Raw genomic sequence first — 12,116 nt, 5'->3', positions numbered from 1 at the left:
TGAAGCAATACATCCAGAATCAGTCAGAGGGTGCTATCCATCCCCACCCGGGTGGGGAATTCCGCACCTTACGTTAAAGTTTAAGGTTGAGGGTCTTCTCGGAGGTTGCGATGAGCCATCCAGCCAGCCCAGCGCTTGCACCGGCAGAAACCTCTGCCCCCATTCATGTGGTGGGCGGGGGGTTGGCGGGGACAGAGGCCGCCTGGCAAATCGCCCAGTTGGGGTTGCCTGTCCTCCTTTCGGAGATGCGCCCCGTGCGCCAGAGCCCGGCCCACCACACCGATCAGTTGGGGGAGCTGGTGTGCAGCAACTCCTTTGGGGCTGCGGCCAGCGATCGGGCGGCAGGGCTGCTCAAGGAAGAGCTGCGACAACTGGGATCCCTGGTGATGGCGACGGCGGATCGCCATGCCGTGCCGGCAGGAGGGGCATTGGCGGTGGATCGGGCCCGCTTCAGCCAGGCTCTCACGGCAGCCATTCAAAACCATCCCCGCATCACTCTGCGCCGGGAGGAGGTGACGGAGATCCCGGAGGGCATTGCCGTCCTCTGTACCGGCCCTCTGACCAGCGATCCCCTGGCTAAGGCGCTGCAAGCCTTTACGGGCCTGGAATACCTGAGCTTTTTCGATGCTTCTAGCCCCATTGTCGCCGGGGATTCCTTGAACCGGGCGGTGGTGTTTCAGGCTTCCCGCTACGACAAAGGGGAGGCAGCCTATCTCAACTGCCCTATGACGGAGGCGGAGTACGAACGGTTTTGGCAGGCGCTGGTGACGGCGGAGCAGGCGCCCCTCAAGGATTTTGAGCGGGAGGAGCGCAAGTTTTTCGAGGGCTGCCTGCCGATTGAAGAAATGGCGCGCCGGGGCAAAGAGACTCTCTGTTTTGGCCCTTTGAAGCCGGTGGGCTTGGTGGATCCGCGCACGGGATCCCGTCCTCACGCGGTGGTGCAGTTGCGACAAGAGGACAAAGCAGGGCAATTGTGGAACCTGGTGGGTTTTCAAACCAACTTGAAATGGGGAGAACAGCAGCGGGTTTTTCGGCTCATCCCCGGCCTGGAACAAGCGGAGTTCGTCCGCTTTGGGGTGATGCACCGCAATACGTTTTTGAATTCGCCCCAGCTTTTGTGGCCAACCTTGCAATTTCGTCGCCGACCGACGCTGTTTGCCGCCGGCCAGTTGGTGGGCACCGAAGGCTATGCCTGTGCTGTGGCGGGAGGGTGGCTGGCCGGACAGAACGCTGCCCGCCTGGCCTTGGGGCTGCCCTTGATCACGCTGCCCCCTGAGACGATGATGGGATCCCTGTTTCAATTCATCAGCAGCGCCGATCCCAGGCATTTTCAGCCGATGCCGGCCAATTTTGGCCTGCTGCCAGAGCTGGAGGGGCGGAAGCTCCGCAACAAGCAGGAGCGCTATGGCCGCTACCGGGATCGGGCTTTGGCTGCTCTGACGGCAACCGGGCTGGTGCGCCAAGCGCAAAGTGCTTGAGGGAGCTGCGGGCAGTTCCAACGGTTGCATGAAGTCAAAGCCGAGATTGAGGGTTAAGTTGAAATTGCACAGATAAGCCCTGCAGAGGCCGATTGCGTTGGCGGGACGGAGTCCTTTGTGGAAAACACGCTGTGAATATTCTGGTTATCAATGCCGGTTCCAGCAGCCTCAAATCCTCTCTGTTCCTGACGGTTGAGGGCAAGGTGGAGGCCGCCCCCATCTGGCAAGCCCAGGTGGATTTCACCTACAAGCCGGGGGAGGCCCTCATCCAAACTCGCCGGCGAGGCGGTGGGTGGGAGCCTTTTCCCTCCGCTTCACCCGAAGGGGGGATCGGCCAATTGGCCCCGCTGTTTCAAAGCCTCTGGCAAGGGGAGGGATCCCTGCTGGCAGAGGCAGGTGAGATCGACGGCGTTGGCCATCGGGTGGTGCATGGGGGATCCCTGTACCGGCAGCCCACTTTGATTACGCCGGAGGTGGAACGGACGATCGAGCAATTGATCCCCTTGGCGCCGGCCCACAACCCTGCCGCGCTGGCCGGCATTCGTCTGCTGGGTCAACTGCTGCCGGGGATCCCACAGGTGGCCGTCTTCGACACGGCCTTTCACCAACAAATGCCTCCGGCAGCGGCTCTCTACCCCCTCCCCTATGCCTGGGCTGAACAAGGGATCCGCCGCTACGGGTTTCATGGCATTAACCACGAGCATTGCGCCCGCCGCGCTGCCGAGATCTTGGGCCGACCTCTGGCAGAGTTGCGGCTGATCACCTGTCACCTGGGCAACGGCTGTTCGTTGGCCGCCATTCGCGGAGGCAGAAGCGTGGATACCACCATGGGCTATACCCCTCTGGAGGGTTTGATGATGGGATCCCGGTCGGGGTCGGTGGATCCGGGCATTCTCATCCATCAGTTGCGCCAGGGCATGAGCGTGGATGAACTGGATCGGATCTTGAACCGAGAATCAGGGCTGAAGGGCGTTTCCGGCCTGAGCAGCGATATGCGGGTCATCTTGGAGGCAATGGAAGCCGGCCATGCCCGCGCCGAGCTGGCTTTTGATCTGTTTGTTCACCGGCTGCGCAGCCAAATTGGGGCCATGCTCATGAGCCTGGATCGCTTGGACGCGCTGGTGTTCTCTGGAGGAATTGGGGAAAACTCAGCGCCGGTGCGGGCGGCAGCCTGTGCAGATCTGAATTTTTTGGGGATCCAAATCGACCCGGTTTTAAATGCCGGATCGCCCCGCAACTGCGATATCAGCACTTCCGATGCTCCGGTGCGGGTTCTGGTGATCTCAGCCCAAGAGGACTGGGCCATGGCCACAGCCTGCCAGAGACTCTTGCAAGGAGAATAGGCAAAGGATCCTAAGGTTTCTTTCGGCCCGATTTTCTCCTTTTCGATGACCGGCTCGGTCGAGATAACCCCTGGGCTAGGAGTCGAACCTTTTCCGGCCAATCCCACTGCCCCCATCTTTACAGCTCCCCTCTCCCCCAGGGAGAGGGGCCGGGGGTGAGGGTCATCCCCCTGGGAGAGGGGCCGGGGGTGAGGGATGCCCTAAACTCAAAACCAAACTCATTTGAGGTCATGGGAAACGATGCAGCCTGCGCAACACACACACAGACGGATCCCCTTGCTGGTGCTCCTGAGCGCCGTTTTGGCAGGATGCGGGGGGACAACCGACAGCAGCAATCCCCTACCCTTGCCGCCGCCGATACCGGCCCCCTCCCTCACCATCACCGATCTCTCCCCGCGCACCATCTCGGTGGGGCAAACTCCAACTTTTGTGGTGTCCTTCCGGGTGGAAGCTCCGGCTGGGATCCGGGGTTCCAACGCCTTTTTGGCTTCCGTCACCACTCCCCTAGGCAATTTCGTTACTTTAGGGGCTTTCGACGCTGCTCAATTGCCCGGCTGCTTCGTGGGGGCCACCACCTGCACCGTGACAGGGCTGACCCTAACCCAAAATCGCTTTACCCTCACTCAAACGGGATCCCATCAGCTCACCATCAGTGTGTTCGATCGGCAGGAGCGGCTGGGCAGCGGCAGTTTCACATTTAGTGGAGTGCTTTGAAAAAGGTACGGTGTGGAGTCGATAAGATCAGACCTCTGTGCTTGCAGACTTGGGCCTACTGCCAAACGCAGTCAACCAACAGCTTGTAGATCCCAATCTCCCCTGATGGGAGAAGGGCTGGACACGCTCACCTGCGGCAGCGCGGAGCGTCTGGACGCTGTCTTCAGCAGGAATGTGATTCGGAGAGCTCAACTCCGGTGATCTCAATCAGCACGAACCTCTGTTCAGGGGGATAGGTTTCAGTTGACTCAAAGAATAACAATTTTGACAAAAAAGACATCTTCTGTTTTTCCGGAGCTGACCTTTCGATAAGCTGAAGTCGATCACGAGGAACGGAGGCCTTGGGTTATGGAGCATGAAATTGTGTATCAACTAACTTTGGAATGGGCCGAAGCCGACCGGCGCCGATCTCAAACGGTTTCGCCCGTCCTCGCCAAGCTGGTCACCATCGGGCGGGATCCCGGCTGCGATGTGGTGCTCAACGACCCAACTCGCTCGGTTTCAGGAATGCATGCCGGGCTTTATCTCGATCCCAAAACTCTAAAGTTTTACATTCGCAACTTGACGCGGGATCGTTTGCCGCCTAAGCAGCCCAACCCCATTTGGGTGAATGGCCGAAAAATCATTCAGGAAGAGCTTGCGCTTGAGGCCAATAGCCAAATCCAATTGGGGCGTATTGTGCTGGGCGTGAAGTCTATAGAGGCTGCCAGGAAAGATCAAGGGGTGCCCCTGAGCCGTGGCACTTTGGACACCCTTAAGGTTAAGTGCAGCCGCCTGGAAAACCCTCACTACCTGCCCCCGGAATATCAGGGCCAAAATTGCCCCTATTGCGGACATTTGGTTTTGAGTGCTTCGCTGGTGATCCCTCCTCCAGAGGCTGAAAAGGCTTCTCAATCTCCTGCCTAGAGAACCAAACCGTTCCATTTTTCTCCTGGATCCCAGCAGTTGCAAAAGGGATCCCAAGCCAAGTCCAAGGTGACTCGTGAGGTTACGTTGTTCTGTGTTGTTCTCGATGGCCTCGTCACGATTTACAGAGGTGAACAAAAGCTATGCAAATTCAACTGAGCTGGGAAGATCCCATCACCGAAGAACAGCAGGAGCCAATTTTTCCATTGCCTCTCGCCTTGGGCAGAGAGCTGGCCCAATTGCCACAGGAATGGCAGGGGCAAGAAGTGGCCAGAGCGGTATTTGCCAGCCAGGAGATCTCCCGTTACCACGCCCTTATCTATCTCGGTGAGGGTGGCCAGGTCATCTACGAGGATCGCAGTGCCAACGGCAGCCGCATCAATGGGGAAAAAATCCGACAAGCACGCCGGGTGCTGCAGGGCGGGGAAGTGGTGGAGCTCGGCCCCTACAGCATCACCGTCAGTTTGCTGAGGGATCCCAACGCCACCCTGTTGATCGGCACCCCTACCCTTTTGCTGGAGCCCCGCACCGACCTCATTCGCCCGGCCACCCAACCCGACACCGCATTTGAGGTTCCCCCGGCTTCCACGGTGGTTTTCGCCCCGGAGCAACTCCCCGAGGTGCGGGCCAGCTCAGACTTTCCGCCACCGGACTTGTTTCGAGCCGAGCAAATTGCCCTGAGCGCTCTCAAAGCCACCGGCCTACCCGTGGAGGAGACCCTCTATTTGGCGTTGGGCGGCGGTATGGGCAGCTTTGTCTGGGTGGATACCCTGCGCATCTATGGGGTCAGATCCGAACACATCCGCGTCATCAGCATTGCCCGCAAACCCTACGAACGGTATGAACGGCTGTTGACCAACTGCCAGATCCCCCGTTGGAAGCGAATTCGCTCCGGCTCCGATTCTTGCCCGGACAACATTTGGGGCTGGCCCGGCTATGCCTTGCGAGATGCTTGGCGCTCTTTTTTCTCCGGCCGATTGTTGGAAGCATTTGGCTTTTTGTGGCAGGTGTTTAGTGAACCTTTGCTGGCAGATACTTACACGCCGCGGGCGGGGGATGTATTCGCCTCGATGGATCGGGAAGCGGCTCGCATTGGCTGGGATCAAATGCTTTGTTACGGCCATATTCGCGCCATTCGCAAAACGGAGGATGGGCGATATGTGGTGGCCTATTCGGCAACGCGCCCCGGCCACCCAGATCACCGCTTTATGGTGGCCAAGTACCTGCATTTGGCGACTGGGTATCCGGCTATCAAATTGCTCAACGACCTGCAAGAGTTTCGGGAACAAACAGGAGATTTGAAATCTGTAGTACATGGATACGAGCCCCATGATCACGTTTATGAGCAATTGGAAAAACAGGGCGGCACGGTCTTGATCCGCGGATTTGGGATCGTCGCTTCCCAGGTGATGGAGCGCCTCTACCAAGCCCGCAAAGTCAACCCCCGCATCTCGGTGGTGCATCTGAGCCGTGCGCCCAAAGGCGGCAATCGCTTCGGACGGGCCAAACGGGCGGTGGAAAACCATTGGGAGTTTCAGCCTTTCAACTGGCCCAAAGGCACTTGGGGCGGGGTTCTGCGCGCCAAATTGGAAGCAGCAACCCCCCTGGAACGGCGCGAACTGCTGGAAGCCTGGGGCGGCACCACAACGGCAAGCCGGCGCAAGTGGCGGCGGATCGTGCGGCAAGGGCTGCGGGAGGGCTGGTACTCGATTGTCTTTGGCAAGGTGGAATCGGTGGTTCTCGGCGACAAGGGCAAGCCGGTGACCTACATTCGAGGTACCCACAACAACACCCAATTGAAGGTGGAAGCCGATTTCGTTATCGATTGCACGGGCTTGGTTTCGGATCCCATGACCCATCCTCTCCTCAACGACCTGATTACCCGCTACAATCTGCCCCTCAATCCCCACGGACGCCTACATGTTTCCAACGATTTTGAGCTGGTGGAGATGCGCAACCGGGATGGGCGGATGTATGCTGCCGGGATCATCACCTTGGGTGGGCCCTATGCGCCGGTGGATACGTTTTTGGGCTTGCAGTACTGCGCCCATCGCTCGGTGGAGCACCTGGCTCGGCTGCGGGCGCCAGGCGTTAAAGGTCTGGAAGGGATCCGATCCCTGTGGCAGTGGTGCAAGTGGGCCTTGAACCTCAGCCCTTAGCCTTTGAACTGAAGCCAAACGAACTAGCGATTTTGGCCAACAAAACTGGAGGAAACAATGACACCAACTCTCATTGGCCGTTGGCAAACCCGCATTTTTTTGTTAGCTACGGTAGGTGTTTTAGCGACTTTACCCTTTTATTTTGGTCTCACCGGACATGGCGGCAGCCTCATCTATTTTTGGGTGCTGTTCTACGTAGGTCTGTTTGGCTGTGTTTGGGATGTCGTGTACAACTATTTGATGGGGTGGATGTGGGATCACGATTGGCCTGGGATCCTGCAGCTTTTGGCCGGCATTTGGGAAGGGCTTTTCTTGGGCACAGTCCTGAGGCTGGTGGGCCTTCCCCGTATCCCAAGCCAACGGCTTGACCTGGGGGATTTTATTCTCCACTACAGCGTGGTCTGGGTTTGCCTTTACCTCAGCGCTTGGGTGGTGATGCGGATTTTGTTTCCCCGCTGGCGCTTTCGCGGTGGAGAGTGGCTGGGGCCATGGCCTCGCTCCGGCAACTAGAGCTGGAGGGATCCATTGCCGTTAGAATCGGGCTGGAAGAGCTCCCCGGATAAGCCTGGGTTTTGAACAGGTCTGTACAGGCTGAGGGGAGTTGAGAGTTGTTGCTAACCCAGAGTTTTGCCCCATGCAAGCCTGTACCCTGATGGCTCGCGCCAAGATCAACCTCTACCTGGAAATCCTCGGATCCCGTCCGGATGGGTATTCGGAGGTGGCGATGGTGCTGCAGAGCATTCAGTTGGCAGATCGTGTCCAGTTGCAGTGCTGCCCCCACGGGATCCACCTCACCTGCGATCGCCCAGAAGTGCCGGCAGATGCCCGCAACCTGGCCTACCAAGCGGCTGAGCTGCTGCAAAAAGAGTGTCAGGCCACTATGGGAGTGGAGATTCGCCTCGAAAAGCAGATTCCGGTGGCAGCAGGCTTGGCAGGCGGCTCGGCTGATGCGGCGGCAGTTTTGGTGGGGTTGAACCAACTGTGGGGCTTGGGCCTGACGGTGGGAGAGTTGCAGAGCTTGGCAGCCCGCCTGGGATCCGACATTCCCTTCTGTGTACAAGGGGGAACGCAACTGGCCACCGGACGCGGGGAAGTTTTGGAGCCGCTGGCCGATTGGGAAGGGATCCCGGTGCTCTTGGCCAAACCCAAGCACCTGGGGGTTTCTACCGCCTGGGCTTATCAGGCCTTTCGTTCTCGTCAGGAGAGCTTGGGGCTTGCACTGCCCACCTTGCCGCAGGTGTTGGCGGCTCTCAGCCGTCAGGATCTGCCGGCGTTGGCCAGGAGTTTGCGCAATGACCTGGAACAGGTGGTTTTGCCGGAGTATGCGATTGTGGGCGAATTGCGCCAATCGCTGCTGGCGGCAGGGGCACTGGGAGCTCTGATGTCGGGGTCGGGGCCAACGGTCTTCGGGATCATGCCCAGCCTAGAGCTGGCCGCCCAAGCCCGCGACAGCCTGCGTCGCCAGTTTCAGGATGTGGAGTTTTGGGTTACGCAGTTTGCCCCCACCGGAATTGTGCTGGAGCCGGATCCCTGCAGCCTCAGCCCCAGCTAGGGTGGATGGAGACGAAGGCCCAAAACGGAGCTCTGCAGGTACAATCCTCCTCGGCGGCGCCGTCGAGAGGGATCCCTAGATGAAGCCTTTGGCAATGGCAAGAAGCTGGCTGCTGGGCCTGGGCCTTGTCTTGGGGGGGTGGGAGCCGCCGGCCTGGGCCGGCTGCGGCTTCCCTCGCGGGGCAGGAAAAACGTTTTTCTCGCTCCAGCCCGAGGTGTACCAACCCCGCACCCGCTTTGACCAGGGGGGACGCCTACAGCAGGCCCTTTCCGAGTACGGCGAGACCCGCCTCAACCTGTTTGGCGAAACCGGCCTCAGCGATCGCCTCACCCTCAACCTCAACACCAGCTACGTTTTCCTGGAAAATCGCTTTGCCAGCGGGGCTGACACCGTTACCCAGCGCAACCAGGGCCTGCGGGATCTGGAGCTGGGCCTGCGCCACACCTGGGGAGAGGGGGATCCCTTTTTCTCGGCCCAGTTGACGGCCCTGATCCCGCCGGGATATGCCACCCAGAACACCCCCCTGCCCTTGGGCTATGGGGTTTTCGGCTACGACCTCAGCGCCGGCCTGGCCGCCTCAGGCAAGCTGGGATCCCTGCCCGCCTTTTTCGACTCCTGTCTGACCTTTCGGGACTACCTGGGCTACCCCGGCGACCGTCTCAAGGCCAACTTGACCTTTGGGACGGATCTCAGCCCTGAGGTGCAGGCCATTGTTGCTTTGGATGGCGACTTCACCCTTGGCAACGGCGCCCCGCTCCTCTTTGGGGATGTGGCGGTGCAGGATCCCGACTACAGCAACCTCAAGCTTTCCGGCCAGCTCAACTGGCGCCTAGAGGAGGGGCTGACCCTGGGGCTAGGGGGGTTTCAGTTTTTGACAGGCCGCAACACCAATGCCGGCGGTGGCTTCACCGGCTATGTGTGGCTAAGTTACTAAAACTCAACAAAATGTTGCGGGATATCCACCTCGGCAACAGGGATCGGCAGAGGCAGATCTAGGATGAGACTTGGCAAACCTTGGCCTGGAGAACGGATCCCATGCCTCGCTTTGAAAACATCGTTGCCGCCATCGACGGCAGCGGCCCCACCGAGCAAATGGTGCACACGCTGCTATCTTTGCCGGCCTTTGCCCAGTGCCATGTAACCCTGCTGCATGCGGTGCCTTCCCAGACCTCTGCTGAGGACATGCGCGCTGCCTGGCAAAAGGGACAGGAGCTGTTGGCCCAGACGCTGCAGACCTTTCCCCCGCGGCCTGGGTTGAAGATCAGCACTCAACTGGTGGAAGGGGATCCCAAGGTGGTGGTGTTGCAGGTGGCCGAGTCCCTGCCCAATCCCCTGATCGTGATGGGATCCCGCGGGCGCAACCGCATCATGGCCATTTTGCAGAACTCGGTCAGCCAATACGTCTTCCAGCTCGCCTCCTGCCCCATGCTGCTGGTCAAAGACGACGCCTACGTCAAGTACCCCAGCCATGTCATGGTGGCCCTCAACAACTCTCCTGCCGCCCAGGTCGCCTTTGCCACGGCCCTGGATCTGGTTGCCGGCATCTCAGGGGCCCAGATTTTTCTGGCCTCGGTACAACTGGATGCCGATGCCCAAGGCCGGGACGAGGTTATAGACAAAGCCATTGCCACCCTCAAAAGCCGCCAAATCGGCCACCAGGTGTTTACGGCGGTCGGGGATCCCGGCACCGAGATCGTCCGCTTGGCGGAAGAGAGCAAGGCCGACCTGCTGGTGATGGGATCCCCAGATCGCCGGCCCAGCATTGCCCGCAGCATCCCCGACTTGGATCGGCTGCTGGGGCGCTCCATCTCCGACTATGTGCGGGTCCACATCGGCTGCCCCGTGCTGATGGTGCGCTCGGCCCAAGAGAAAGATTGACCGACTGCTAGATCTTTGTTCAGCTTTCGACGAGAAAAATGTGGGCTGGCATCGTCCAGGGATCCAGCTTGATGTAGTTCGTGGATCCCTGCCAGGAATACTGCTGGCCATCCAAAAGGTCGATCACCTTGAAAGTTTGCCAGTGTTCCAAACCCAAAGCCCCCAGGTTGAGGGTGACCCAGCCGGATTGAATGTGAAACGGATCCAAGTTGACCGCCACCAAGATGCGGTTGCTGCCATCAAAGGTGCGCTTGGAATAGCAGATCAGGGCCTCGTTGTCGGTGGGGTGAAACACAAGGCTCCAGTCGCTTTGCAAAGCCGGGTTTTGCCGTCGGATCCGGTTCACCTGCGCGATCAGAGGCCGCAAGTTATCCGGTGCGTCCAGATCCCAGTGACGGATTTGGTATTTTTCCGAGTCCAGATACTCTTCGCTGCCGGGGCGGAGGGGACGGTTTTCGCAGAGTTCAAAAGCGGGGCCGTAGATGCCGTAGCTGGCCCCCAGCGTGGCCGCCAGGATGAGGCGCAGCATAAAAGCCGGGCGTCCCCCCTTTTGCAAGAACTCGTTTAGAATGTCCGGCGTGTTGGGCCAGAGGTTGGGGCGATAGTACTCCCGCATCGGGGTTTGGGTGAGCTCGGTGAAGTACTCCGTCAGGCCCCACTTGTCGTTGCGCCAGGTGAAATAGGTGTAAGACTGGGTGAAGCCCAGCTTGGCCAAGGATTTCATCAGTTTGGGGCGGGTGAAGGCTTCAGACAAAAAGATTGTCTGCGGGTGCTTGGCCTTGATCTGGCCGATGCACCACTCCCAAAAGCCAAAAGCCTTGGTGTGGGGATTATCAACCCGAAAGATGGTGACTCCCTGGTCGATCCAGTATTCGATAACGCTTTTTAACTCCTCCCAGAGGGCCTGCCAGTTTTCCGTCTCAAAGTCGAGGGGGTAGATGTCTTGATATTTCTTGGGCGGGTTCTCCGCATATTGAATGGTGCCGTCGGGCCGCTTTCTAAACCATTCCGGGTGCTCTTTCACATAGGGGTGATCCGGCGAGCACTGGAAGGCGATGTCCAGGGCGATGTCGATGTTGAGTTTTTTGGCCTCCGCCACCGAGCGATGAAAATCCTCTAGAGATCCCAGTTGCGGATGGATGGCCTTGTGCCCGCCTTCTGGCCCGCCAATGGCCCAGGGAGAGCCCACGTCATCAGGCTCCGCAGTCATAGCGTTGTTTTTGCCCTTGCGGAAGGTGCGCCCGATGGGGTGGATGGGGGGCAGGTAGAGCACATCGAAGCCCATCTCGGCAAGCAGCGGCAGGCGGGCGATCACATCCTGGAAGGTGCCGTGGGTGTGCTCGTCAGGGCCGCAGGAGCGGGGAAACAGCTCGTACCAGGTGCTGAAGCGGGCCTTCTCCGGATCCACCCAAACCCGTCGCTCCGGGTAGGCGGTGACGAAGCGGCGCTCGCCGTAGAGCTGCATCAGGGATCCCAGGGTTGGGGAAAGGGCGATCTCGATAGCCGGATCCCCGCCTTGGCGGAGCATTTGGGCGTAGTTGCGCAGCTTTGCCGCCAGATCCCCGCTTTGAGCCTGGGCGGCCCGCTCCACTAGCTCCGCCCCGATCAACAGCTCCACCGCCACATCCTGCTCGGCAGCCACCCGCTTGTGCAGATCCTGCTGCCAGGTTTGGAAAGGATCCACCCAGGCCAAGATGCGGTAAAAGGCTTGGCCGATTTGTGTGACCTGAAATTGGGCCCGCCAGCGGTCGTTGCCGATGGGCTCCATGAAGAGCTCCTCCCAGTCTGTTGCCCCGGCCTGGCGAAAACTGAGCACCGCCGAGAGTTGGTCGTGGCCATCGGCGAAGATGTCCGCCTCCACCACCACGTACTCCCCCACCGTTCGCTTGATGGCGTAGCGCCCACCGTCGATTTCCGGCGTCACCGCCTCGATGATGGCCCGTTGTCGACCTTCCGCTGGCCACATAGGGTTAACCTCGCCCCTTTTCAATTTCTAGAGGTGCACCGCCGCATGAGACAATGCACTTAGAATCATGCCAAAGCTTAGCCTTTCCCCAGTACACTTTATTGAGCTGTTCCGCAAACT

General features: G+C 59.5%; 10 protein-coding genes. 9 read left to right on the top strand and 1 reads right to left on the bottom strand.

The window, feature by feature from the left end:
* The first annotated feature begins 110 nt into the window (after positions 1–110).
* The 9 genes from trmFO to NW851_RS12625 all read left to right on the top strand — a co-directional run bounded on the left by trmFO (position 111) and on the right by NW851_RS12625 (position 10,030).
* Positions 111–1,478, top strand: a complete 1,368-nt coding sequence (gene trmFO / locus NW851_RS12665) for an FADH(2)-oxidizing methylenetetrahydrofolate--tRNA-(uracil(54)-C(5))-methyltransferase TrmFO (protein WP_414335374.1) — start codon at positions 111–113, stop codon at positions 1,476–1,478.
* 131 nt (positions 1,479–1,609) lie between these two features.
* Positions 1,610–2,821, top strand: a complete 1,212-nt coding sequence (locus NW851_RS12660) for an acetate kinase (protein WP_414335372.1) — start codon at positions 1,610–1,612, stop codon at positions 2,819–2,821.
* Between the two features lie 240 nt (positions 2,822–3,061).
* The gene (locus NW851_RS12655) at positions 3,062–3,535 is read left to right on the top strand and encodes a hypothetical protein (RefSeq protein WP_414338976.1); all 474 of its coding nucleotides are present in this window, start codon (positions 3,062–3,064) and stop codon (positions 3,533–3,535) included.
* Between the two features lie 348 nt (positions 3,536–3,883).
* Entirely contained in the window at positions 3,884–4,441 is a 558-nt protein-coding gene (locus NW851_RS12650) for an FHA domain-containing protein (RefSeq protein WP_414338973.1), read from the top strand.
* Between the two features lie 143 nt (positions 4,442–4,584).
* On the top strand, positions 4,585–6,600 hold the full coding sequence (locus tag NW851_RS12645; protein ID WP_414335366.1) for an FHA domain-containing protein: 2,016 nt from the start codon (positions 4,585–4,587) through the stop codon (positions 6,598–6,600).
* Positions 6,601–6,657: 57 nt separating this feature from the next.
* Positions 6,658–7,110, top strand: a complete 453-nt coding sequence (locus NW851_RS12640) for a hypothetical protein (protein WP_414338971.1) — start codon at positions 6,658–6,660, stop codon at positions 7,108–7,110.
* Positions 7,111–7,234: 124 nt separating this feature from the next.
* A complete protein-coding gene (ispE, locus tag NW851_RS12635) occupies positions 7,235–8,152 on the top strand; it encodes a 4-(cytidine 5'-diphospho)-2-C-methyl-D-erythritol kinase (protein WP_414335376.1) in 918 nt (305 codons plus the stop codon).
* 79 nt (positions 8,153–8,231) lie between these two features.
* Positions 8,232–9,086, top strand: coding sequence for a hypothetical protein (locus tag NW851_RS12630; RefSeq protein WP_414338968.1), 855 nt, complete (start codon positions 8,232–8,234; stop codon positions 9,084–9,086).
* Positions 9,087–9,187: 101 nt separating this feature from the next.
* Positions 9,188–10,030 (top strand): universal stress protein, encoded by an 843-nt coding sequence (locus NW851_RS12625; protein WP_414335360.1) that lies wholly within the window; start codon positions 9,188–9,190, stop codon positions 10,028–10,030.
* Between the two features lie 19 nt (positions 10,031–10,049).
* On the opposite strand, the gene NW851_RS12620 is transcribed toward NW851_RS12625, so the two are convergent.
* The gene (locus tag NW851_RS12620; RefSeq protein WP_414338964.1) at positions 10,050–11,996 is read right to left on the bottom strand and encodes an alpha-1,4-glucan--maltose-1-phosphate maltosyltransferase; all 1,947 of its coding nucleotides are present in this window, start codon (positions 11,994–11,996) and stop codon (positions 10,050–10,052) included.
* Between the last annotated feature and the right edge of the window lie 120 nt (positions 11,997–12,116).

It is taken from the genome of Synechococcus sp. H55.7 (assembly GCF_047462395.1).
Lineage (GTDB): Bacteria > Cyanobacteriota > Cyanobacteriia > Thermostichales > Thermostichaceae > Thermostichus.
The sequence above is the reverse complement of the archived record's forward strand: the minus strand, read 5'-3'. Positions and strand labels throughout refer to the sequence as shown.

Coding starts and splice junctions, on each gene's coding strand:
- trmFO (WP_414335374.1), top strand. CDS start 111: ATGAGCCATCCAGCCAGCCCAGCGCTTGCACCGGCAGAAACCTCTGCC.
- NW851_RS12655 (WP_414338976.1), top strand. CDS start 3,062: ATGCAGCCTGCGCAACACACACACAGACGGATCCCCTTGCTGGTGCTC.
- NW851_RS12650 (WP_414338973.1), top strand. CDS start 3,884: ATGGAGCATGAAATTGTGTATCAACTAACTTTGGAATGGGCCGAAGCC.
- NW851_RS12645 (WP_414335366.1), top strand. CDS start 4,585: ATGCAAATTCAACTGAGCTGGGAAGATCCCATCACCGAAGAACAGCAG.
- NW851_RS12640 (WP_414338971.1), top strand. CDS start 6,658: ATGACACCAACTCTCATTGGCCGTTGGCAAACCCGCATTTTTTTGTTA.
- ispE (WP_414335376.1), top strand. CDS start 7,235: ATGCAAGCCTGTACCCTGATGGCTCGCGCCAAGATCAACCTCTACCTG.
- NW851_RS12630 (WP_414338968.1), top strand. CDS start 8,232: ATGAAGCCTTTGGCAATGGCAAGAAGCTGGCTGCTGGGCCTGGGCCTT.
- NW851_RS12625 (WP_414335360.1), top strand. CDS start 9,188: ATGCCTCGCTTTGAAAACATCGTTGCCGCCATCGACGGCAGCGGCCCC.
- NW851_RS12620 (WP_414338964.1), bottom strand. CDS start 11,996: ATGTGGCCAGCGGAAGGTCGACAACGGGCCATCATCGAGGCGGTGACG.